Consider the following 23,483-nt stretch of genomic DNA (forward strand, 5'->3'; position numbering starts at 1 on the left):
CTACGACGATTGATGGGCGTAACCGCTCAGATCGTAGCTTCTTGATTTAGTTCCATCGAATTACGCAACAAAGCCCGTATAGAGGTGAAGAAGTGTTGTCTGTTCAGTAGGGATAAGGCAGCTTATCAATATACTCTTGTGTATAAGAACGTCCACGATGCGGTATAAATGAAAAGCTTAAATTGAGGGCTAAGGCAAACGAAGTAGGAACTCTGTTTATCAATTTTATTATGCTTTACCGGTTTCCTGTTAATAGCGGAATTTCTTATCAGAAAAACTATCCGGTGTTATTCAAAGCATATCAATAGTACTAAGAGTTGTTTAGTATGAATATTTAACACGCGCTTGGTAGTAAGTAGTAAGGGTGTTTCATCACTCAAACTTCGACAAAAGTAATTAAATTTGGTCACGTATTTTTAAGGAGATTATCCGTGAGCACCGATAATAACGGTGGCATTCAACGCCCCGATGGAAAGGTAAACGCGATAGACACTGACTATCAAATTGGTCAGGATAACGTCGCGTTAAAAGTAGGCCCATTTGGCCTTGATATCCATAACCGTGTTTTTGCAATTTCTGGCTTAGCAATCGTATTGTTTGTTGTAGTAACACTATTATTTCGAGAACAGGTAGAGCCGTTTTTCGCAGATCTAAGAGCGGGTTTGTTACACCATTTGGATTGGTTTTTTCTCGCTTCTGGTAATATGTTTGTCATTGTTTGTGTTGGGTTGATTTTTACACCGTTAGGTCGTGTACGAATCGGCGGTACAGAAGCGATTCCGGATTATTCCTATGCGGGCTGGCTGGCAATGCTCTTTGCAGCAGGTATGGGTATCGGTCTGGTGTTCTTTGGTGTATCAGAACCTATGTCTCATTTTAGTTCTGCTATTGGTGGCGTGAACGTTGAGAACGGTGTTCGTACTGACTGGGCCCCTCTAGGTGGTGCTGAAGGTGATGCAAGTGCTGCATCTGCACTAGGCATGGCGGCGACTATTTACCACTGGGCGCTTCACCCGTGGTCAATCTATGCGCTATTGGCTCTTGGTTTGGCGATTTTCTCGTTTAATAAAGGCTTGCCACTTACCATGCGATCCATTTTTTACCCACTGTTTGGTGAGCGTGTATGGGGTTGGACTGGTCACATTATCGACATTCTTGCCGTTGTAGCGACAGTTTTTGGTCTGGCAACGTCCCTAGGTTACGGTGCGTCTCAAGCCGCAACGGGTTTGAACTTCCTGTTTGATGTTCCAATGACGAATACTACGCAGGTACTATTGATTATTGGCATCACCGCACTCGCTTTAATCTCAGTTGTTGCGGGACTAGACAAAGGCGTGAAAATCTTATCTGAGATCAACATGGGTCTTGCTGCGCTTTTACTGCTTTTCGTTATTGTTGTCGGCCCGACGATCGCGATTTTAACGGGCTTTTTCGAAAATATAGTGTCATATGTAACTCATATTCCTGCCCTATCAATGCCATTTGGACGAGAAGACGTAAACTATTCTCAAGGTTGGACGGCATTCTACTGGGCGTGGTGGATTTCTTGGTCACCATTTGTTGGTATGTTCATTGCGCGTGTATCTCGTGGTCGTTCAGTTCGTGAGTTCATTATTTGCGTTATCCTTATCCCTTCCTCTGTTTGTGTGTTATGGATGACCGCTTTTGGTGGTAACGCTATAAGCCAATACGTGAGCGATGGTTATGAAGCTGTGTTCAAGGCGGAATTACCGTTAAAACTATTTGCCATGTTAGATGTGATGCCGCTAGCTGAAATTACATCTTTCGTCGGTATTATTTTGGTGGTGGTATTCTTCATCACCTCTTCAGACTCTGGTTCACTGGTTATTGATACTATTGCTGCGGGCGGTAAGGTCGATGCGCCAACGCCTCAACGCGTGTTCTGGTGTACGTTTGAAGGCTTAGTTGCGATTGCATTGATGCTTGGTGGTGGCTTAGCGGCAGCTCAAGCAATGGCCGTGACCACAGGCCTACCATTTACGATTGTTCTGCTTGTTGCAACGGTTTCCCTAGTAAAAGGCCTGATGGATGAACCTCGTCCAAAAGCGGTTTCTAACAAGAAATCAAAATAACCAATATTAACAGTTAAGTATTTGAATAAAACGGCATGCTACAGTATGCCGTTTTTTATTCTTTCCTATGAGGAAATTAACAAATTTTTATATTATATTGAAGCTAAGTTGGGCTTTGTTGCGGAATTCAACTTGAGAGCGAACACTAGTTAAATCGTTTGTATTTTAAACGATATACTGGGTTTCGGGCATACCTATCCCTGTTAGCTTGTTGAGTGCTTTGATCATGGCGTATGTTTCCCCAACTTGTGCGTTGTAATTTCGAAGCGTGAGTGAAGCGCCTAGTAGCTGTTTTACGCGATACATAGCGGTCTCCGACAATGAACGCCTGTGGTAACCATACTTTCGTTTCCACTTTTTGTTCGAACCATAGAGCTTTTGGCAACCAACCGCCAGATTACGTGGATGCCCCTTTTCCCAGAAGGCGGCTCCTTCACGTGGAGGGATTAGAGGTATCGCTTTCTTAACCCTAATCGCCCTGTGGCACTCCCTTGTATCGTATGCGCCATCTCCCGAAATTTCCTTGATGGATCGGCGTGTTTGTTTGAATAAATTTGGGAGTACTTCCGCATCTGTCACGCCTGAAAGTGTCAGTTCAGCTGCAATAATTTCATGAGTGTCAGTATCAACAGCAAGATGGAGTTTACGCCAGACTCGACGCTTGCCATCGGTTCCGTGCTTTTTCACTTTCCATTCGCCCTCACCGTATACCTTGAGCCCAGTTGCATCAATAGCCAGGTGTTGGATAGCGCCTCGTGATGAGGCTTTGAAATTAATCTTTACATCCTTAGCTCGGCGACTGATGCAAGTATAGTGGGGGCAAACCAATGGGACGTTCGCCAATCTAAAAACAGAGTCGATGAAGCCTTGTAGCGCCCTTAATGGTAAGGAAAAATGCGCTTTACCATGAGAGCAGTCGTGATAGCGAGATCACTAAACAATCTTGGTCTACCACGTTTATCCTGTTTAGATTGTTTCCACTAAGTTATGGCCTCTTCGTCAATCCAAAACGTGAGTGAACCTCTGTTGATCAAGGAGTTATTGTACTTGCACCAGTTAGTGGTTTTGTAGCGAGGCTTCGGCATGAAATCAAAGTCAATGAATGAATGTCCCTGATCTGATCGTAATATTCTGATTTAGTTCATTCGATTTCCGCAACAAAGCCTTCTGAAGTCTCAAAGGGGTAGTCATGTTCAGTTTTTTGGGTACGCATAAAAGCTCCTTAAGCTATCTGTTTGGTTATGCGTACTGATGAAATATATCTGAAAGTGTTTTAAATCAGGCTTGTTAGGAATTGGAGGGTAGAAAGCAAGCGTGCCAAGAGACAGGTAAAAAATAACTTACTTGCCGTTGTTATGTAGAAATCGCTGTAAAGCAAGTTATTAACAACCAAGCCGAATCAAAGAATGTATCGGCTTTTTAGTCTCTGGAGAGTATGACAATGAGTATAGAAATTTATGTAGAAGCGGCCATGGTGAGAAAACAAAGAGGCCGTCTTGTTGGTGGTATTGCGTACATAGCACTCGATGCTGATGGATGTATTGATGATGAAGATTGGGAGCCTGTTGGCTATGTCACAGACCAAGCTTATCTAGACCTATCGGCGCTTGCTTTTGGATTAAAGCGTGCGAGAGATGGCGATATTATTTATTCAAGCAGCGATTATTGCGTCAAAGGCTTTAATGAGTGGCTAGAAGGTTGGAAGACACGAGATTGGCGTAAAGCAAATAAAGAATCGATAGCTAATGCAGAGCTATGGCGGCTTGTGGATGAAAGAAGCGCGGAGAAGCGTGTTGAGGTGAGAAAAGTCGCTGCCTGTTCAGCAGGAAAAGATGCAGCTTATAGATACGCTCTCCTGGCGACGAAGCGTCAGTTGTAATGACAATGAATCACTTGCTGGTAGTTCCAGCAAGTGATTCTTTTTTGTTGTTATCGAATTTTATAGCTTTGCAGACAAAGCTCTGGGGGCAAAAAACAGTATTTTTCTACGTGCCAGTCAATCCCATGGGAACACACAGTATAGGAGGACGTCCCATGAGATTTCTAAAGTTAAAAGAAGTAATCGAAAAGACTGCACTAAGCCGTTCAGCGATATACAGGAAGATGGATGAAGGAAGCTTTCCACAAACTGTAAGTTTGGGTGATAGGGCCGTTGCTTGGATTGACAGTGAAGTAGAAGAGTGGATGGAAAAAGTTTTACATAGCCGAATCTAAAATTAGTGTCTGTTTAGCGCGTACAAGATAATTAATAAAAAAACTCTCCACTTACCCAGATGTGTACTTTTGATGCTGTTGTTAACTTGTCTGTGTTCAAACACACAAGGAGAAATGAACATGTCAAAAGCAAAACCAACACCAATGACGCTATCGGCAGCAGCACGTATTCAAGGTGCTCAGGCAAAAGCTAATGGTGGTCAAATCACCAAGGGAAGTTTCGCCGCAAGAGCACAATCTGCAGCTGCGAAAAACAGTAAGTAATGGGAGTGTGGGGGAGGATCATCTCTCCCCCTTACTGATTATGACAAGGTATAGTAATAACAAAGATATACAGAAGTTAGTTTGCCAGCTAATAAAGCACAATTGGGTATTCCAAAGGCGTAAAAAACATGGCTCAATCTTCTCGCCAGCAGGGAAGCGATTCACAGTGCCGAGTACACCGAGTGATAAAAGAGCTTTTCAAAATTTTAGCAAAGATATTCAACGTTCATTATGACTAGTAAAACAATAGAAACACCTTACTTCTCTATTCAATACCTGCTCAGAGAGTTTGCTAAGGGATTAGGGACAAAGCCCTTAGCTGGAAAGAAAATTGATGATGCATGTAAAAGTTCAGAAATAAATCCGCATCATCTAGCAGCGCTAAAACAAGAACTGATTCATGAACCGCTTACAAAGTATGTCAATATTTACTTTGCGGATCATGTTTTAGAGCAATTTGAGAGCGTAACTGATGTTTATCTCAACTTGATAAAGTCAGTTCCTCTAGACGGGGTAAATGCAGGCTTAGCACAACAGTTTCTTGAACGTTACTTTATGACATTTGCTGTCGCTGAGATTTGCTCTAGTTCTTTAAATGGTATGCGGCTCACCCCCAGAGATGTTGCGTGGAGTGATAAGGCTTTGATGTCTATTGTCATAGGAAAACTTGATGATTCTACGGAGTGGCAACAATTTCTAATCGAGAGTACGGACTCCCAGAGAGAACGTCTGCGAACTTGGTCGTTAGGAGCTGAGCTACCTGACTTAACCAGTATTGCCTCTCTTGGTGAGCAATGGCAGCGAGGGAATAGCTGGGGGACATATAAGGCGAGACTTATAACTGCACGTTTGTGGGACTATTTTTTTCACCGCAGTGGCTATACCGACTTAGCTATTCTTAAGCATCAATCCCCAATACAGTGTTTAGAAATGCTGGTTAATCAATTATTCAATCTTCTTCAGAAGGAGGCTACCAAATATCAGGCGACAACGCCTTTAGCACTAGGATTGTTTGATTTACTAAGCTTGCGAAAACCTAAAGAAACTGGTTCGAGAGAGCGCTGTTTTGAGTTACTAGATCAGTTTAAGCAACAGCAAGATAAGTTGGATACGCATTACGACACGACATATTACTACCATTGGATGAATGCTCGTTTTCACCTGCATTCAGGAGATCTTTTGGCCGCAGTGGAGGCATATAGAATTGCGTTTGAGCAGGTTATTTATAGACAAGGAGAAAATGCCGAAAAAATAATCATCGAGGCGATCGTTACAGCATGCCGCTGTCCAAAGCCAAATAAAAGGTTTATCAATCGGTTAAGGCGAATGGCTGTTATCATGAAGATTGATTTGATGCCACCAGAGCATAGTAATGATGAGTACAAAGCTAAACCTGATGAGATTGAAGGTTGGGAGATTGCTGCATTTAGTCATGAATTCAGTTCTTTCTTTACCATAGATTCATTCTTCCCAGACGCACCATACCCGAAAGACCCGCATGATAATAATGGTGTATGGATGGTAGATGAAACCGCTTATAAGTTGGATATCCAAAAGCCTAATAAAGTCTTCTCCGTTGGAATAGAAGGCGGGTTAGTGAAGAAAATGCCGCAGTTGGTTTATTTCTCGATGCTAGATGACACAGATGCTATTTCAGCTCTTTTAGAGGGTGGAGCGGATGTAAACAAGCTCTCTTCAAGTAACGAGTCTGCAATTCTGCTCGCAGTTCAATCTATGCAAGTTAATGTTGTTCCGTTGAATTCAATGAGCGATGAGTTATTCAATATATTGAGTAGGAAAGCACACAAGCGAAGTGTATTGGACGCTCTAACAGATAAGAAAAAACTGTCTCCATTGGGGTGTGCAGTTCAGACGGGACGATTAGGCGTTGTCAGTAAGTTACTTGAGGTGGGGGCGTCAGTGGATAGAAGGCATGACACTATTGGTGAGACTCCCTTGTTTACGGCGATAGGTTTAATAGCACACCATACTCGGCCAAACTTCAATGCAATACATTGGGAGGCAATGAAATACTCAGGCATGAACTTACAATCTGTGCGAGCCCATTCAGCAGGGCTGTTACCTCATGATTTAGAGCATTTAAAGGCTGCGATAGAGAGGCAACAAAGCGATCCCAGGTTCCAACGTATGCATGAAGTCGTCAAGGCTACAGAGCTGAGCAATATTCTGAAACATACAACAGCTGAAGGGTTTCGACAAATTGCAAAACTCCTAATAGAGCAAGGGGCTGATCCCAATGCGAAACACGATACGGCAATGCTTGGGTATACGCCACTGATGCTGGCCATTGAGCTAGACGAAGTTGAGCTGGTGGAAGCGATGATTGATTCAAAGTATCACCAAGCCAATTTTGGTGACACTTGTATCGATTCACGCTCTCGGCAACGAGTAGATCTCGAACAATTGATAAGAAATTGGCGCTCAAAGAAGGTATCTAAAATGTTAACTGAACGGTTTTCTGATTAAATTGAAGCTCGATTTTCTGTGGAGACTTCGCAGAGTAATTGTTGTTTGGCTCAGAACAATGGAGCTTTCTGACCTGAGCTTTGTCTATGAAGAAGGCTAATATTCATAGGACCTATCTAAGAGGTTTTCCAGCACAAGTACCACTCCACGAGGGCGTTACAGCTTTTGTGGAATGGTCTAATTATTACCGGCTAAATTCTCAACAGCAATTCAAGAATGTTACCAAGTCTTATAGTTTACATGCCTCACCATAAGCGCGACGTATGTTTCCCAGCGCACCTAGAAAAACAAATACGGCTTCAGCTCCTCAAAATTCCTAATGATAATCTGCTGACCTTGAGGGTTGGAATCAAGAACATTAATGTCGATGTTGTAAGCATCTAAAACATAACGAACCAACGCAGCATTGGTTGGTATCTTGAGGGTATTTCCCTCCATGCCATAGTCATGGGCAATGACAGAAGCCTGGGCTTCGTTTAAGCGTGGATCTGGCTTTAAGTCAACGTTTAACACTGTATTCCATTGGGCATCGTGACTTTTTCCCATAACCCTTTTAGCCTCAATATTTGGAATGCCTCGAATTCGACTCAGTACAAAGTCCCGATAACCCTTAGCGTGTTCACAGTAAGCTCGGACATGCCAGCGTAAAGGTGTACAAACTAGAGTATGGGGCGAAATTATACGTTCGACTACGAGACCGTCTTTAAGTGATGTGTAGCTTATATCGACACGTTTTTTATCTCTAATCGCTTGTACTAATGGGCGAAGAATCTCTGGCGAAATATTGCGTGTTACGGGTCTAACCATCGTAGTATTCTCAAAGCCCATATTGAGCTCGCTAAATGTGATGGCCATATCTTCAGTGCGAGCGAGGATATGCAGGTACTCATCAGCATGACCGCTAGTTAATTTGGGTTTAAAGCTATTACTAGGCTTGTAGCCCTTTAACTTTTTGTCATAAATAAGGTTGCCAGGGGCAATATCAGCTAGATAAGAGTTGATGTCTTTCGATGCTTGTTGTCTACCAATACCAAAATTTTTAATCAGATGGTTCGTGGTTAAGCGGCCTTCCCACAACGCAATAATCTCAATCATTCGATATCGACATAGGAGGTCCCAACGAATTGGCCATTTACTCATTATTTGATTCCTGTCTACTTATGCGACGTGTGTATGTAATCAGTATTTACCTGTAGCTAATAGCGATATATTGTGTCAGTGGTAATGAATAGTCAACCAAGTAGTTCATTTTGTTCTTTCTATTAGATACGTATGAAGTAGGTTTCAATGGCCGCACCTAAGAGTCTCACTTTTCAGTTACATCAACATTGGGAGGTGGTTGAGCAGTTAACTCGGCTTTCGAGAGAGTGTCCAGCGTTTGAGCTGAGAGTACTTGAACAGGTGATCAATCAGTACAAAAGTAAAAATGCGGAAAGTAATACTGTACTCACCAGTCTTGTTAATTCAGACATACTGCAGCCTATCAATCGCAGTAGCGACTATCAGCTAAACACACTAGTTGTGGACTTTGTCAGAGGCTTAACCCAGGAGCATGAGTTAGGTCTATCAGCGGTACTTAAAGCGCGAGTTGATGCGATTAAAGACGCCACCAGTCAAGTGTTAGAAGGACTTGATGGATCGGACAATGATTTACTTCGTACTGGCGCGAATAGGCTGTCGGAGCTGGTTAGAAAAATTACCCAACAGTTAACGCAAGACAAACAAGCAATATTTGAAATAGCAGAATTGGCGAAATCAGCTGATACCAGCGTTCCAATTGAACGTCGTTACCGTGAAGTGCTGGAAGTGTATGACCAATACGTAGAACCCATGAATGAAATGATGGATAGCGGTCTTGGAGGCAGTTTCTATCCCTTATTAGAAAAGGCGGAAGAAGCACTCGATTCTGCCGTTGACATACTTTCTATGCGTGGATCTTTGTATCAACAAAGGCTGGCAATGCGTCAGATAGCTTATCAAGTCAAAGATCTTCGATACCAAGGACGAGTTATTGCTCAGCAATGTGCCGATACTTTGTTGCCATTAAGAGAGGAAGCCAGACAACACAATCAGCTTTCAGCGGTTATCAGCAAGCAGCTAAGCCAAGTTCGTAAAAAGGGTTTAGCGCGAGGACTGAATGCCGAAGGTTTGCCTATGTGGAAAAGTAGCCGCGTGACTAAAATTCAGTTGGGTAATGAAGTTCGTGAGTTGATGGCAGAATTCTTGGACTTTGAACCTAGCTCTATACCGTTCCCGGATGAAGAAGCGACTGAAAGTCCGATGATCAACTGGGTTGATGAAGAGCTTCTGAGGGAAAAACTTGCTGACTCGCTACCGGTCGCGAATCTAATGACGTGGCTCAGAGGAAACTATCAGCACCTACCAGATGCTGAGCTGTTGCGACTCTATCACGAGCTTGTCCGTGATCCTCATTGGCAAAGCACATTAGGGGCAAGCTCAAGTACTACAGCATTGAACACAGTAGCCGTAACCTACCACCCTCACGAAATAAAGATGTTGACTGGCTCAACAAATGCAAAGGATGTTGATAATGCAAACTAGCAAAATCGATTTAAATGAGCTGGCTCACCTGACTGAGCTATTTAACCTTTTTAACTCTGGTCGGCACCTCAACCGCTCGACGGATGCGGCTCTATGGCATGAGCTAGAACAGCAAGCAGAGCAGTACCAGTACCTATTTGCTAACTTAGGTTTTGACTTGCGCATTGATGGACGGGGTTTTGCTTGGTTCCATGATGAAGATGGTAACCAGAACATCAATAAACAATCACGCCAGTTAGCACTATTGCTGATGGTGATATTTGACCATCAAGCTGATAGCGGCCGCTTCCTTGGTCAGTTTTACCAATGGACGATTGATAATGCCTTGCTTGATGAGGTCTACGAAAAGCATCAAGAGCTTTTGGATGCAGAAGAGCTCGACCAAGATGCACTAGCAAAGATACTCGATAATGCGGTGCGCAAAGGCTTTGCCGTTCAAGAGAGCAATCACTGGCGTTTACTGCCTTCGGTATATCGCTACCTAGACCATTTCGAAGCTATTACAGAACAAGCATCTGAAAGCGATGTGGCCGCTTATGAGGAAGATGAATCATGCTAAGTTACGGTTTTCAACGTTTAGCATTAATTGGTAGCGCTGGGTATCAAAGAGCAGAACTTCCTCTCGATGACTCTGTGTCATTAATTGCGCCAAATAACCATGGCAAAACAAGCCTAATCAACGCGCTTCAATTTCTGCTCATCATCGATCAAAGAAGGATGGATTTCGGCTCTCATACATTAGAGAAAGCTCGCCGTTTTTACTTCCCGAACAATAGCGCTTACATTCTGCTAGAGGTCATCCTGCCACAAACCGGCACCGTGGTGTTTGGCTGTGTTGGTAAAGGGGTAGGTTATGACTACGAATACTTCGCTTATAAAGGTGAATTAAACTTAGATGATTTCCGTATGGATGATGGCAACATCGTTGCCCAACCGAAGTTAATCAACCACTTAGCGACAAAAAAACATCGAGTCTATAAATTTAATGATAAAGAGTTCAGACACTCGATTTATGGTGGTGCAAAAAGTAAGAAAACAAGCGACATCGATTTTACGGTGTTTAAACTTGAACATGTAAGTGACGCACGTTCGTTCCAGCAAGTCCTCACCAAAACGCTCAGGCTCGATAAGCTAAACTCCAGCGATGTGAAAGACTATTTGTTGAAGATATTTAGCAGAGAGCTACCCAATGCCAGCATCGATTTTAAGCAGGAGTGGGAGAAAGCATTTCAAGACATTAATCTAGAACGCGAGCAGTACCTAGCACCCGTAAACAATCTGGAAACGATTCAAGAGCTCGAACAAAAGTTTGAGCGTACCTTGTCGCTACGAGGAAAGATCGCCGTATGCCAGCCTAAGGTTAATGAACTGCTGCAGGATTGGCATGGTCATGTTCAAACGATGACTGAGAATCTATCAACGCAAAAAACTAAGCTTGAGCAAACGCAACGTGATCTCCGAAGCCAAGATATTACCTATGCAGGAGAGCGCACAGACTTAACCAATAAACTGGAAGAGTTAAACCGTATAGAGAAGCGGCGACAAGAGTTGGAAGAGCGGTTTACCTTGATCCCGGATCAATCGTTTCTAGAGAGTCAATTGAAAGCTGCGGAGCAAAAATATGATGCTCAGGCTGCCTTGTGTGTTCAATCACAGCGGTCCTCTTCTGCTGCGATTGGCAAACAGTTGAAAGAGAAAGAAGATCAGCTGCAAAGGTTGCACTCTCAACATCAAACGTTGGGTGACAATTTATACCTTCATCTTTCTGAAGTGCTTAATGTAGATGAATTAGAAAAGCTGAACAAAGTACTTAGCCAACGAGTAATGCAACTGCCGCCTTCGCAGTATTCGTTTGACATCAATCAGCTTCGACACATGCTCAATGACGAATCTTCTGAGCAACTCTCGTTTTCAGGTTTAAAACTGTCCCTTGAGGAGCTTATTCCACAGCATGTTCAAAAAACAGAGCAGGAGCTGGTGGAGGAAATAGACGATGTTAATAAGCAAGTAACAGAACTAAAACAACTGCTTGAAGTAAGTAGAGGAAACGAAGCTGCTGAGAGGAAAAAGAGCGAATTAAATACCGCAGTTAAACAGTGTGAACAGGACTTGAGGGACTACGAGCTGCTGCAAAAATTGAAAAAAGACCAGGCACAGCGAATCGAGCAGAGACAGACATTTGAGAATCAGCTGGTAGCGATTAATAGCGCTCTTCATGGTGCGGATAAGAAGTACAACGAACTTGCACAGCAAATCGGAGAGATTACGGATAAGCTAAATAAGCTTGCTTCAGATGATGGACTTGTTGAAAAGCTGAAAAATCAAAGAATTGATGATCAAGCACTGTTTAACGCTCTTTCGGAGCAACCACATACGCCTTGGATTATTGTGGATGAATGGTCTCTGGAATATCTACCCGTTCGCCTTGAACAATACATCGAGGATTGCAAAGACCTCGATAAGTTGTCCAAAGAATTGCGCCACATGAAAAATGACTTAGCTCAGAAGGGGCTTACCAAGTTCCAGATGGCGCAAACTCAAGATGAAGAGTTAAAAGGCATAATTAAATTCAGTCACTGTTTAGATGATGAAAAGAAAGCGCTGGAAAGACGTGCTCGTTCGGCCGTGGTCAACGTCACTGCGAGTTTAAGAGAGCTGCGCAGTGGACTCTATGCACTACAAAGTAAGATGAAGGAATTCAACCGTTTAATCAATCATAGGCAGTTATCGGATCTCAAAACTTTCAAAATTGAGCCTGTTGAAGAGAGTCAGCTTGTTGATGCGATGAATGTACTAATCCAGCAAGCAGAGCAAACAGAAAGTGGTCAGAGTTTCGAGCTGTTTGATCAAGGTAGTATTCTTGATGATGTGGAGTTAGAGCGAGCAAAGAGCCTGTTGATTGAAGAAGGTAATGCTCGCCAAGGGCTAAGAGTGGCAGATTTGTTCAGACTTGAGTTTGTCGTTGCCAAGCAAGGGCAGCAACCAGAGTCATTTGAAGATATCGATAGTGCGGCTTCTAACGGAACAGTGTTGATGGCCAAGCTCGTGACCGGCCTTGCGATGCTTCACTTAATGCAAGACAAGCGACACCAAATGAAAGCAGTATGTTATTTGGATGAGGCGTTGGCCCTGGATACCAAGAACCAATCAAACTTGATAGAGATTGCAAATCAGTTCGGTTTTGCACTGATTTTTGCTTCACCAGCACCGTTAACCACCGCTCGTTATTGTGTGCCTATCCACCAAGCGAATGGAAAGAACCACATTAGCCGTAATAGCTGGCAGATTTTCGAACCAATAGAAAGCCAAGAACTGCTGCAGTCACAAGTGGAGCCATCATTATGAGTCAGGCATTGGTTAAAGCACTAATGCGACTGATCGAGGTGTACCCTGATTCCATCGCTGGTAGCACATTGACATCATCTCAGAAGAAGCAGCTTGAAGAGTTCAGCCGCAAAACTCAGAGTGTACAAGTTACTCCTAAAGGCCGTGGCGTTGTCTACGGCATTCTTGATATGGATGTTGTTAAAGTCACACTGGAGCAGTTGGCGCCAAATCAAAACGTGTCTCCATCAGCCCCGCAAAGAGCCGTAAACATAGCCTCCACACGCAGCAGCAAACAAGGAAGAGTAGGTCACGATGTGACCTACGTGCTGGCTAAAGCGGTTGCGAATCCGCTATGGGAGTCTTTCGGAGGGCCAACTGAGCACTTAAATGTAGCGACAGAAGAGTTTGGCGTTTTTTCCCTTGAAGTGGGCGGAGAAAGAAATAGGGATCTTAACACTCATCATTCTATTTGGCTGGTGGAAAACCAAGTATTGTTTGACCGTCTAGATTGGCTACCCAATAACGAACCCACTACCGTTATTTGGTACCGAGGGCAGCTACACAACAAACTCATTGATTGGCTATCGGTGCCTGAAAGGGCAACGATGGTCTATTTTTTTGCCGATTATGATGGAGTCGGGCTAAATAACTTCCGGCGCCTGAATGAGAGGCTTAAAGAAAGAGCAGAGTTTTGGATGATGCCTAACTGGAAGGAACTTTTGAACCGTTACGGGCAAAACCAGCTTTGGGTTGATACCGCAAGAGAATTCAATTCATTTCTTGAGAATAGTAGCAATTTGTTGGCTCAATCCTCTCATCTACAAGCGCTAGTTCTAGAGATGCAAACGAACGGGTTAGCACTTGAGCAAGAGTCCATTTGGCTTAGTAAGAAATAGGCTAGTGAATTGAGTAGGACACTAATGAATGAAAGACGTTTGTTTTAGAACGCCATCCTATTCAAGAGTTGTTTCATGAGCTAGTATACAAAAGTTACAAATTGTAGGGATAGCAAATTGCATGAAAGACTCAAAACTAGATCCTGAATTACTTGAGAAGGCGACAGAAATTTTTAGCGAGCTTGGCTTACCGGTCGAGCTCGCTATCAACGTATTTCTTGCAAAAGCGGTTCAAGTGCAAGGTTTTCCATTTCCAGTTGCCCTAGATGGGGATAGCGCAGTGACTCAGCAGGGAGCGAATAGGATCTCAAATGCTGAAATAACAGAATCTATACAGCATCTGGTAGAAGTGAGATTACCTTTTTCAGAGATTAACAATCTCACCCAGCTAGAGTATTGTAAAACCACATTTGGTCTATCATTCCCTGTTCTGAAAATATCAAAAACGGCTAGGCCAGAAGATGTAAGGCTTAGCGCTAAAGATGCCAAAGGCCGCAACCGTTACTCTACAACTAAAGTTGCTCAGCGTGATGGACAAACGTACTTGATTTGTACCCAATGGACTGATCGTCATCGACCTGCCTTTGTTCGTTGGCAGCAGACATTTGGAGATAGTTAATGCGTATCATCGACAATATAAATGATCTGCTTGGTGACGACTTAAAAAGCACAATAAAGCCAGGAGCAAAGCTTAAAATTGCAGCATCCTGTTTTTCGATCTATGCGTATGAAGCTTTAAAAGAGGAGCTCGAACAGATTGAGTCACTGGAGTTTGTCTTTACCTCTCCTACATTCGTTGAATCAGAAGTAACGGATAAACTGAGTAAACAGAAGCGAGAGTTTTTCATTCCGAAAGAGCAAAGAGAAAAGAGCTTTTACGGAACTGAATTTGAAATACAGCTAAAGAACAAGCTTACCCAAAAAGCGATTGCTCGAGAGTGCGCGGACTGGATTCGTCGAAAGGTGGAGTTTAGGTCAAATACTACTGGTGCACCAATGCAGCAGTTGGCGGCAGTGCAAGTAAGTGAAGAACAAGCGGTATATCAGCCGCTTAATGGTTTTTCAGCGGTAGATCTTGGTTACCAAAAGGGTAATGCAGTTTCCAACATTGTTACCTGTATGGACGAGCCCTCGTCCACCAGCGTTTTCATGGGTATGTTTGATCTAATATGGAATGATGCAGAAAAAGTGCAGGATGTGACGGATAGGCTGGTCAATCACATATCTACCGTATATCAAGAAAACTCTCCTGAACGTATCTATTTTCAGTTGCTATACAACATCTTCAGTGAATTCCTCGAAGACCTTAACGAAGATGTCCTCCCGAATGATAAGACGGGCTACCAAGACAGTTTAATCTGGAATAAATTGTTCAATTATCAGAAAGATGCTGCTACCGGAATCATCAATAAGCTGGAGACATACAATGGTTGTATCCTTGCCGACAGTGTAGGTTTAGGTAAAACATTTACAGCCTTGGCCGTAGTTAAGTATTACGAGCTACGTAACAAATCAGTGTTGGTCTTGTGTCCTAAAAAACTGGCGGATAACTGGCTTAACTATAACCGTAACCTGATTACCAATCCTTTTGTAAAAGACAGGTTCAATTTTGATGTCTTGTGCCATACCGATTTGCAACGCACTAGAGGAGAGTCTTTTGGTATCCCGATGGACCGAGTTAACTGGGGCAATTACGATCTGGTTGTAATAGATGAGTCGCATAATTTTAGAAACAACCAGGTATACAAAGATAAAGAAACTCGTTACCAGTCACTGATGAATAAAGTCATTCGTGCTGGGGTGAAAACGAAGGTGTTGATGTTGTCGGCAACACCGGTAAACAACAAATTCTCTGATTTACGTAATCAGTTAGCATTGGCCTACGAGGGTGATTCACATGTGCTTCGAGAGCAGATAGGTACGCAGTTCAGTATTGAAGAAATTTTTAAACGAGCGCAAAAGTCATTTAATGCATGGGCAGATCTCGCTCCTGAAGAACGTACTGCTTCTGCGTTATTAGAGACGTTGGATTATGACTTTTTCCAACTGCTCGATAGTGTGACCATTGCTCGCTCTCGTAAGCATATTCAAACGTTCTACGATACGGCTGATATAGGTCATTTCCCTGAACGAATGAAGCCGAAGTCTTTTCACCCGTCGTTGACTGCGCGACCTGACGTAATTGGGTTTAATCAGATATTCGAGCAGCTTTCGAAGTTAAAGATGGCTGTTTATGCCCCAATTAGCTATATCCTACCTAGTCGTATCGCCAAGTATGAAGAGATGTACGATACCGATGTAGGAAGTAAAGGTAAGCTGCGTCAGGTTGATCGAGAAAAAGCACTGCAACGTCTGATGACCATTAACTTACTAAAACGTTTAGAAAGTTCCATCCATGCATTCCGATTAACGTTGCAGGGGCTACAGTCAATACTTGATGATGCACTTAGTAACATCGCAGCGTTTAAGAAAAGTGGATTAGATACTGGCTATCAAGACCGCGCAAATGATTTTAATGGTATTGATTGGGATGAAGATGTAACGGAATACCAAGAAGGTTTTTCAACTGGGGGTAAAGTTAAAATAAAACTTGCTGATATGGATCTTCCTTCTTGGGAGCACAATTTAAGTGCTGATTTAGAAGTGATATGTGAACTGCTAAAGGAAATGGATAAGGTTCCACCTGAGCAGGATGCTAAGCTGCAGCATTTGCGACAGCATATTTTTGAAAAGTGGCAAAACCCACTCAACCCAGGCAATAAAAAAGTTTTAATCTTTACCGCCTTTGCAGATACTGCGGATTATTTATACGAGAACCTGGCCCAAGAGTTTCAAGATAAATACCAGATTCACACCGGGAAGGTAACCGGTAGTAGTGCAGCAAAATCGACGATAGGTAAGAGTTATGATTTTCAAAGTCTGCTTACGTTATTCTCACCTGTCTCTAAAGAAAAAGCTCAGATACTACCAAATGAACCTGTTGAGCTTGATGTACTAATCGGTACAGACTGTATCTCAGAAGGTCAGAACCTGCAGGATTGTGACTATCTGATTAACTACGACATTCACTGGAACCCGGTACGTATTATCCAGAGGTTCGGACGAGTAGACCGCATAGGGTCAACAAATCAAGCCATTCAGTTAGTCAACTACTGGCCGGATATAAGCCTGGATGAATACATTAACCTTAAAGAGCGTGTCGAAAACAGGATGGTAATTTCAGACATTACCGCGACTGGTGACGATAACGTGCTAAAGGCTGAAGCAAACGATGTTGCCTATCGCACAGAGCAGCTCAAACGTTTGCAAGAGGAAGTGGTAGATTTAGAAGACGTCAAAACAGGCGTGTCCATAACCGATCTCGGCCTCAATGAATTTCGCATGGATCTTCTGAATTACATCAAAGCGAATGGGGACATCAACACTACACCAAATGGGCTGCATGCAGTGGTAGCGGCAAAGCCGGACATGGGGCTCGTACCAGGCGTGATTTTCTCATTACGTAATCGTAATCATAGCGTCAACATCAATAAGCAGAACAGACTTCACCCATACTACTTGATTTACATGGCAGAGTCGGGTGAGGTTGTGATTAACCATATGCAGGTAAAACCGTTGCTCGATCAGGTACGGGCTGCATGTAAAGGTAAAGATGGCCCAGACACTCTGGCATGCACAAATTTCAATAGAGATACTAAAGACGGTCGTGAGATGAGTTTCTACTCTGAATTATTGGACCAAGCGATAGGCTCTATTGTGGAAGTTAAACAGGCTAGTGACATCAACAGCCTGTTTAGTGGAAAACACACATCAGCATTGGCTAATGAGATTAAAGGGTTGGAAGATTTTGAGCTGATTAACTTTATTGTCGTAAAGGCGGAAGGCTAATGGCATCAGCCCAACAACATGTATTCATTCCTTTCAGATTTCCTCAAGCTGCTGCATTAGGAAGTCAAAAGCAAGGGCAGAAAATTCCCAAGGAAACGATTTATCAGCAATCAAATCTTCCGCCGGCGACTAAGCAATTATTTGTTAATCAAGTCGAGCAAATAATCTGGCGATACAAATTGTCTCCAGATACGTTGAATGTCGCTGAAAGTGAAGATGTGGCTGAGATACAAGTTTTTGATATACATCTAAAACCAAATTGCACAGAACTTGATGTCAAGGTATTGGAAACGTTAGATCGTGCAGTTCCTTCGAACATTTTTTTTCGTGTTTTTAATGGGCTCCAACATAGGCCACAAGTGCAGCATGCCATGGCTTACAAAAGAGAGAACAAGCGAGATGCTGGAAGTATGGTCATTAAGGAATACTTTTTGTCCGATTGGAGCTTGATCTCTAAGTTAGGTGAGCTAAATCATGCGGAAAGTAAAAAGCTTCCAGTTATCATTAACATGGCAACACTGTACAATGAGCTGTTACGAAGCCTACTGCCAGAACCCGCACTTGAAGGTGAGTCATTAGATGAGCAGATGAAGCGTATAGCGATGCTGAACGCTTGCAGAGATAAGCTAACAAAGCTTCAGGCAAAGCAACAAAAAGAAAAGCAGTACAATCGAAAGGTTGATATGAACAGTGAAATCAACCGACTAAAAGAACAGATTAGCTCGCTAAGTGGTTTGTGAGTGAAAACTCAGCGAATCGAGCAGAAACAACGAATTAGATAACAGAGAGCCTCCAGATATGGAACAACTAAAAATGCACAGCCCGAACATGGTTGACCAAAATATCGAAAAACTAGCGGAGCTGTTTCCTGGCTGTGTGACAGAAGCGCAAGGCGAAGATGGCAAACTGCGCAAAGCGATAGACTTTGATCTATTAAGGCAGGAACTGTCTCGCAATATAGTCGAAGGCCCTCAAGAGCGTTATCAACTTAACTGGCCAGGTAAGAGAGAGGCCCTGTTAACGGCTAATGCGCCGATTGCGAAAACGCTGCGCCCTTGCCGAGAAGAGAGTGTGGATTTTGATACAACTCAGAACCTATTCATTGAAGGGGATAACTTGGATGCATTGAAGCTTCTTCAGGAAACTTATCTTGGTAAGGTGAAGGTTATATACATAGATCCTCCGTATAATACAGGCAATGACTTTATCTATGATGATAATTTTGTAGAAGATTTAGATAGTTACATCGGTAAATCTAATCAAAAAGATGAATTGGGAAATAGATTAGTGGTTAACACAGAGTCTAATGGTAGATTTCATTCTGATTGGTTAAGTATGATTTACCCAAGATTGAAATTAGCTTGGAACTTATTAGCAGATGATGGAATTATTGGTGTGTCTATCAGTGATTCTGAAGTATTTCAACTTGGTAAGGTTCTAGATGAAGTTTTTGGCAGTGAAAGTAGATTAGCTTGCGCTCCATGGTTATCAGAAGCCAGTGGAGGAAAGGAGAAAACTGGCTTAAGAACCGGACACGAATATTTATTAATTTACTATAAGAACAGTAGTGAAAGTATCACCTCTGAAGAAAGGTCAACTGGTGAACTGAATAGTAAAGATAAGTTTGGTCCTTATAGAAAAGGACGCGAGTTAATGAAATGGGGGGGGACCTCTCTTCGAGAAGATAGACCGAATCAATTTTATCAGTTAACAACACCAAACGGTGATGAAGTCTACCCTTATCGAAATGATGGTAAGGAAGGTCATTGGAGATGGGGAAAAAATAACGAAGGGATTGTAACAGCATTAGAAGACCCTAATTTTTTCCACTGGGAGCAAAGACCTTTCGATGAAGGTGTAATGGTCGACGGTAAAACACATCGATGGGTGCCTTATGAAAAAATACGAGATGTTAAGAAGTCTACAGGTTGGTCTACTTGGTTAGATAAATATGGAACCAATGCTGATGGCACACGAGAGTTAAAAGAGCTCTTCGGTTCAAAGCCATTTGATACACCTAAACCAACATCATTAATTAAGTGGTTTATAAACTTGCATTCTGATGAAGAAGGATTGGTAGTTGATTTTTTTGCTGGCTCAGCAGCTACAGCTCATGCGGTAATGCAATCTAATGTTGAAGAACACGCTAATCGCAAGTTTATATTGGTTCAATTGCCAGAGTTATGTTCGGAAAAGTCGGAAGGGTACAAACTAGGATTTAAAGATATTTCGGAGATCAGTAAAGAGCGAATCCGAAAAGTAGCAGAGAAGATCTCTTCTACTTCAGATAAAGAGCTCGACAATGGTTTCAGAGTACTAAAAATTGATAGTTCAAACATGGCTGATGTTTATTACCAACCAGACACAATGACCCAAGCCGATCTTTTTGCACAGGTTGATAATGTCAAAGAAGATCGAACCGAAGAAGACTTACTATTCCAAGTTATGTTGGATTGGGGGGTAGATCTGGCCCTTCCTATTCGTCGTGAAACTGTGGATGGAAAAACAGTATTCTTTGTTGCGGATAACGCGCTTGTGGCTTGTTTTGATAAAGAGAGTGGCATCAATGAAGCTTTTGTTAAAGAGTTAGCAAAGTTTGAACCATTACGCCTGGTTTTCCGTGATGCCGGCTTTGCTTCAGATAGTACCAAGATCAATGTCGAACAAGTGCTAAAGCAGCTATCTCCAAACACTGACGTGAAATCAATCTAGAGGAACGACGATGAGTACTCAGCTTGATAAGCTCACCATAAAGGGCTTCAAATCGATTCGTGAACTTGAAGATTTCGAAATGAAGAATCTCAATGTGATCGTTGGTGCCAACGGGGCAGGTAAAAGTAATCTGATATCATTTTTTAAGATGCTACGCTCGTTGATCAATGACAACCTAAGTAATTATGTCTCAGACAATGGTGGTGCTAGCGATCTCCTGTTCAACGGTGAAAAAACCACACCAAAAATGAGCTTTAGTACTCGGTTTGGTGACCGTGGGTTTCGTTTTACATTAGCTCCTACACCTTCGGATAGCTGCTCTATTGAAAGCGAAGCGCGTTACTACTCCGGTGGACAATCTGGTTGGTGGGAGTTAGGTGATAGCCACGATGGCAAATCTAAGATGGTTGCTGAAGTGAAAGAAAAACGTTCTGACGCTCGCTTTTCAAAGCCAGTCTATGACGAAATAGCGTCTTGGATGATTTATCACTTTCACGATACCAGTGCAACGGCTCCAATGCGTAAGTACGAAATCGTTGAAGACGATGAAGTCTTGCGCACCGATGCGGCGAATATTGGTCCGTTTTTGAAAAAGCTGAAAACAGCCCACGAAACACAGTATAAAGAAATCGTTAATGCGATTAGCTTGGTTACGCCATTCTTTGATGATTTTCTATTAAAGCCTCGAGAGTTTGGCGTAAAGCAAAAAGTAAATATTAGCTGGCTGCAGAAAGGTTCTGACTACCCAATGCAGCCTTATCACTTATCTGATGGCTCTATTCGCTTTATCTGCTTGGCGACAGCACTTTTGCAACCAAACCCACCTTCGACAATCATCATTGATGAGCCTGAGTTAGGGTTACATCCAGCGGCAATTGATGTTCTAGCTGAGTTAATCCAACAAGCTTCACAGCGTACTCAAGTAATCGTTGCAACTCAGTCGCCAGCTTTGATCGATCAGTTTGCAATTGAAGATATTGTGGTGGTGAACCGTAAGGATGGTGCATCAACGTTTGAACGTCTAAATGCAGAAGATTTCTCACAATGGCTAGAAAGCTATTCTGTTGGTGAGCTTTGGACTAAGAATGTCATAGCAGGGGGACCTCGCTATGAGTAAGTTCATCTCGGTTATTGCAATCGTAGAAGGGAAGACAGAACAAGTATTTATCGAGAAGGTACTCGCTCCATACTTGGCATTGAAGAATATCTTTATTTCAGCAACGCAAATTACTAAGCCGGGACAAAAAGGCGGTGATGTTCGTTTTGTGCGAGCCCAGCAGGATATCGGTAACCATCTTAAGCAGCGTGGCGATACGTTTGTAACGACCTTTATTGATTATTATGGAACGAAGGAGTGGCCAGGGTTGGACACTCTTGCTCCGGCTCAAACTCCAGCGCAGATATCTGCACATCTGCATCACGCGACTAAGCAAGCGGTCAATGAGCTATTTGGTGGTCATCGCTCAGATGGGCGCTTTATTCCCTATGTTGCAATGCATGAATTTGAAGCATTACTGTTTTCAGACAGTGAAGTGCTCTCGGCAGAGATGAACATCGACTCGGAGGCGGTTGATGCGGTTCTTACCGAATGTGGGGAACCTGAATTTATCAATAATAGCCCCGAAACAGCACCATCTAAGAGATTAGATGGATGGGCTCCTTACGGAAAATTTGCCAAAACGACAACAGGTATTGCCATTGCACAGCGCATTGGTATCCAAAAAATGCGTGAGATGTGTCCGTTGTTTAACGGCTGGCTAGAGCAACTAGAAGCAAAGCTTGAGGAACAAAATGAAGCTTAAATTTAAACATCAAAAATATCAGGCTGCTTCTGTTCAAGCTATTGTGGATTGTTTCAAAGGTCAGTTACCCAATGATGCAGCTAGCCGCTATCGCATGGATCCTGGTGTAGAAAAGGCTGACCACACAGGTGCTCGTCAGCAAAAGCAGGATTTTGATGAAAATGCATTTAAAAATGCTGAAATTCAGCTCAATGAACAGCAGCTACTTGCAAATGTGCAACAGGTTCAACGTCATCAAAACATACCTCAGTCAACAGGTCTGCTTGATTTTAAAGACGTGAACGGTAAGTCTGTCAAGTACTTCTCCGGCGCAAATCTCAATCTAGATGTCGAGATGGAAACCGGTACCGGTAAGACCTACTGCTTTGTAAAATCGATATTTGAGCTTAACAAACAGTATGGCTGGACCAAGTTCATTATTGTTGTGCCGAGCATTGCAATTCGTGAAGGGGTTTATAAGTCGCTGGAGATCACAGCAGAGCACTTTCTAGAGGATTACGGTAAGCGAATTAGGCCTTTTATCTATAACTCGAAACAACTGCATGAGATTGAAAGCTTTTCATCTGATGGCGGCATTAACGTAATGGTCATCAACGTTCAAGCCTTTAATGCTCGCGGAAAAGATGCTCGTAGAATCTACGAGGAGTTAGACGATTTTCAAAGCCGTCGACCTATCGATGTCATCAAAGCCAACCGTCCGATCATGATTATGGACGAACCGCAAAAGATGGAAGGTAAGAAAACTCTAGAGTCCCTAGCCGAGTTTAACCCTCTGTTTATTCTCCGTTACTCTGCAACACACCGTGTCGAACGAAATAAAATCTTCCGTCTTGATGCTGTTGATGCGTATAACCAGAAGCTGGTGAAGAAGATTGGTGTAAGGGGTATTACCACGAAAGGCCTCTCAGGAACTAATGCCTACCTTTATCTGGAAAATATCGAAATTTCGCCAAAGAAACCTCCGGTCGCTCGTGTTGAGTTTGAAGTGAGGAATAACTCAGGTATTAAACGTGTTGTCCGCAAGTTGGGTAAGGGCGATAACCTTTACGATCTGTCTGATAATTTAGAGCAGTACAAAAATAACTTTGTTATTTCGGATATAAATGCCGTTACAGATACTGTCAGTTTCTTAAACGGTGTAGAGCTGACGGTTGGTGATGCGATAGGTGATGTGAGTGAAATTGCATTACGCCGAATGCAGATCCGTGAGGCGATAAAGCCCACTTAGACAAAGAAGT

Annotated in this window: 17 protein-coding genes and 1 pseudogene; 16 read left to right on the forward strand and 2 right to left on the reverse strand. The window is 42.8% G+C overall.

What is annotated here, in order from left to right; translation table 11 throughout:
* Window positions 1-431: 431 nt before the first annotated feature.
* Complete coding sequence (locus R7E78_RS19375) at window positions 432-2,093, forward strand: BCCT family transporter (protein ID WP_161679384.1); 1,662 nt, start codon at window positions 432-434, stop codon at window positions 2,091-2,093.
* A 165-nt stretch (window positions 2,094-2,258) separates the two neighbouring features.
* On the opposite strand, the pseudogene R7E78_RS19380 reads toward R7E78_RS19375, so the two are convergent.
* Window positions 2,259-3,178: pseudogene (locus R7E78_RS19380) on the reverse strand (IS5 family transposase).
* A 356-nt stretch (window positions 3,179-3,534) separates the two neighbouring features.
* Between R7E78_RS19380 and R7E78_RS19385 the strand changes: the two are divergent.
* The 4 genes from R7E78_RS19385 to R7E78_RS19400 all read left to right on the forward strand — a co-directional run bounded on the left by R7E78_RS19385 (window position 3,535) and on the right by R7E78_RS19400 (window position 7,058).
* Entirely contained in the window at window positions 3,535-3,972 is a 438-nt protein-coding gene (locus tag R7E78_RS19385) for an RNase H family protein (protein WP_318058143.1), read from the forward strand.
* A 125-nt stretch (window positions 3,973-4,097) separates the two neighbouring features.
* Window positions 4,098-4,307 (forward strand): AlpA family transcriptional regulator, encoded by a 210-nt coding sequence (locus tag R7E78_RS19390; protein WP_213963416.1) that lies wholly within the window; start codon window positions 4,098-4,100, stop codon window positions 4,305-4,307.
* 120 nt (window positions 4,308-4,427) lie between these two features.
* Window positions 4,428-4,571: a hypothetical protein gene (locus R7E78_RS19395; RefSeq protein ID WP_318058144.1), complete on the forward strand. Its 144-nt coding sequence runs from the start codon at window positions 4,428-4,430 to the stop codon at window positions 4,569-4,571.
* Window positions 4,572-4,802: 231 nt separating this feature from the next.
* A complete protein-coding gene (locus tag R7E78_RS19400) occupies window positions 4,803-7,058 on the forward strand; it encodes an ankyrin repeat domain-containing protein (RefSeq protein WP_318058145.1) in 2,256 nt (751 codons plus the stop codon).
* A 279-nt stretch (window positions 7,059-7,337) separates the two neighbouring features.
* Here R7E78_RS19400 and R7E78_RS19405 read toward each other — a convergent pair whose 3' ends face one another.
* Window positions 7,338-8,198, reverse strand: a complete 861-nt coding sequence (locus R7E78_RS19405) for a helix-turn-helix transcriptional regulator (RefSeq protein WP_318058146.1) — start codon at window positions 8,196-8,198, stop codon at window positions 7,338-7,340.
* A 147-nt stretch (window positions 8,199-8,345) separates the two neighbouring features.
* Between R7E78_RS19405 and R7E78_RS19410 the strand changes: the two genes are divergently transcribed.
* The 11 genes from R7E78_RS19410 to R7E78_RS19460 all read left to right on the forward strand — a co-directional run bounded on the left by R7E78_RS19410 (window position 8,346) and on the right by R7E78_RS19460 (window position 23,473).
* Window positions 8,346-9,620, forward strand: a complete 1,275-nt coding sequence (locus R7E78_RS19410) for a hypothetical protein (RefSeq protein WP_318058147.1) — start codon at window positions 8,346-8,348, stop codon at window positions 9,618-9,620.
* The gene (locus R7E78_RS19415; RefSeq protein ID WP_318058148.1) at window positions 9,610-10,179 is read left to right on the forward strand and encodes a condensin complex protein MksE; all 570 of its coding nucleotides are present in this window, start codon (window positions 9,610-9,612) and stop codon (window positions 10,177-10,179) included. Before R7E78_RS19410 ends, R7E78_RS19415 begins: the two co-directional genes overlap by 11 nt.
* A complete protein-coding gene (locus R7E78_RS19420; protein WP_318058149.1) occupies window positions 10,173-12,965 on the forward strand; it encodes a hypothetical protein in 2,793 nt (930 codons plus the stop codon). Before R7E78_RS19415 ends, R7E78_RS19420 begins: the two co-directional genes overlap by 7 nt.
* Window positions 12,962-13,843, forward strand: coding sequence for a Wadjet anti-phage system protein JetD domain-containing protein (locus R7E78_RS19425; protein ID WP_318058150.1), 882 nt, complete (start codon window positions 12,962-12,964; stop codon window positions 13,841-13,843). The genes R7E78_RS19420 and R7E78_RS19425 overlap by 4 nt, the downstream gene beginning before the upstream one ends.
* A 121-nt stretch (window positions 13,844-13,964) precedes the next feature.
* Window positions 13,965-14,462 (forward strand): addiction module antitoxin, encoded by a 498-nt coding sequence (locus tag R7E78_RS19430; RefSeq protein WP_318058151.1) that lies wholly within the window; start codon window positions 13,965-13,967, stop codon window positions 14,460-14,462.
* A complete protein-coding gene (locus R7E78_RS19435) occupies window positions 14,462-17,731 on the forward strand; it encodes a helicase-related protein (protein WP_318058152.1) in 3,270 nt (1,089 codons plus the stop codon). The genes R7E78_RS19430 and R7E78_RS19435 overlap by 1 nt, the downstream gene beginning before the upstream one ends.
* Complete coding sequence (locus R7E78_RS19440) at window positions 17,731-18,471, forward strand: DUF4391 domain-containing protein (RefSeq protein WP_318058153.1); 741 nt, start codon at window positions 17,731-17,733, stop codon at window positions 18,469-18,471. Before R7E78_RS19435 ends, R7E78_RS19440 begins: the two co-directional genes overlap by 1 nt.
* Before the next feature lie 58 nt (window positions 18,472-18,529).
* Window positions 18,530-20,443: a site-specific DNA-methyltransferase gene (locus tag R7E78_RS19445; protein ID WP_318058154.1), complete on the forward strand. Its 1,914-nt coding sequence runs from the start codon at window positions 18,530-18,532 to the stop codon at window positions 20,441-20,443.
* 10 nt (window positions 20,444-20,453) lie between these two features.
* Window positions 20,454-21,560: an AAA family ATPase gene (locus R7E78_RS19450; protein ID WP_318058155.1), complete on the forward strand. Its 1,107-nt coding sequence runs from the start codon at window positions 20,454-20,456 to the stop codon at window positions 21,558-21,560.
* Window positions 21,553-22,245: a DUF4276 family protein gene (locus R7E78_RS19455; protein ID WP_318058156.1), complete on the forward strand. Its 693-nt coding sequence runs from the start codon at window positions 21,553-21,555 to the stop codon at window positions 22,243-22,245. Before R7E78_RS19450 ends, R7E78_RS19455 begins: the two co-directional genes overlap by 8 nt.
* The gene (locus tag R7E78_RS19460; RefSeq protein ID WP_318058157.1) at window positions 22,235-23,473 is read left to right on the forward strand and encodes a DEAD/DEAH box helicase family protein; all 1,239 of its coding nucleotides are present in this window, start codon (window positions 22,235-22,237) and stop codon (window positions 23,471-23,473) included. Before R7E78_RS19455 ends, R7E78_RS19460 begins: the two co-directional genes overlap by 11 nt.
* Window positions 23,474-23,483: the final 10 nt, after the last annotated feature.

It is taken from the genome of Vibrio sp. YT-19(2023), assembly GCF_033337395.1.

Coding starts and splice junctions, on each gene's coding strand:
- R7E78_RS19385 (WP_318058143.1), top strand. CDS start 3,535: ATGAGTATAGAAATTTATGTAGAAGCGGCCATGGTGAGAAAACAAAGA.
- R7E78_RS19390 (WP_213963416.1), top strand. CDS start 4,098: ATGGGAACACACAGTATAGGAGGACGTCCCATGAGATTTCTAAAGTTA.
- R7E78_RS19395 (WP_318058144.1), top strand. CDS start 4,428: ATGTCAAAAGCAAAACCAACACCAATGACGCTATCGGCAGCAGCACGT.
- R7E78_RS19400 (WP_318058145.1), top strand. CDS start 4,803: ATGACTAGTAAAACAATAGAAACACCTTACTTCTCTATTCAATACCTG.
- R7E78_RS19405 (WP_318058146.1), bottom strand. CDS start 8,198: ATGAGTAAATGGCCAATTCGTTGGGACCTCCTATGTCGATATCGAATG.
- R7E78_RS19410 (WP_318058147.1), top strand. CDS start 8,346: ATGGCCGCACCTAAGAGTCTCACTTTTCAGTTACATCAACATTGGGAG.
- R7E78_RS19415 (WP_318058148.1), top strand. CDS start 9,610: ATGCAAACTAGCAAAATCGATTTAAATGAGCTGGCTCACCTGACTGAG.
- R7E78_RS19420 (WP_318058149.1), top strand. CDS start 10,173: ATGCTAAGTTACGGTTTTCAACGTTTAGCATTAATTGGTAGCGCTGGG.
- R7E78_RS19425 (WP_318058150.1), top strand. CDS start 12,962: ATGAGTCAGGCATTGGTTAAAGCACTAATGCGACTGATCGAGGTGTAC.
- R7E78_RS19430 (WP_318058151.1), top strand. CDS start 13,965: ATGAAAGACTCAAAACTAGATCCTGAATTACTTGAGAAGGCGACAGAA.
- R7E78_RS19435 (WP_318058152.1), top strand. CDS start 14,462: ATGCGTATCATCGACAATATAAATGATCTGCTTGGTGACGACTTAAAA.
- R7E78_RS19440 (WP_318058153.1), top strand. CDS start 17,731: ATGGCATCAGCCCAACAACATGTATTCATTCCTTTCAGATTTCCTCAA.
- R7E78_RS19445 (WP_318058154.1), top strand. CDS start 18,530: ATGGAACAACTAAAAATGCACAGCCCGAACATGGTTGACCAAAATATC.
- R7E78_RS19450 (WP_318058155.1), top strand. CDS start 20,454: ATGAGTACTCAGCTTGATAAGCTCACCATAAAGGGCTTCAAATCGATT.
- R7E78_RS19455 (WP_318058156.1), top strand. CDS start 21,553: ATGAGTAAGTTCATCTCGGTTATTGCAATCGTAGAAGGGAAGACAGAA.
- R7E78_RS19460 (WP_318058157.1), top strand. CDS start 22,235: ATGAAGCTTAAATTTAAACATCAAAAATATCAGGCTGCTTCTGTTCAA.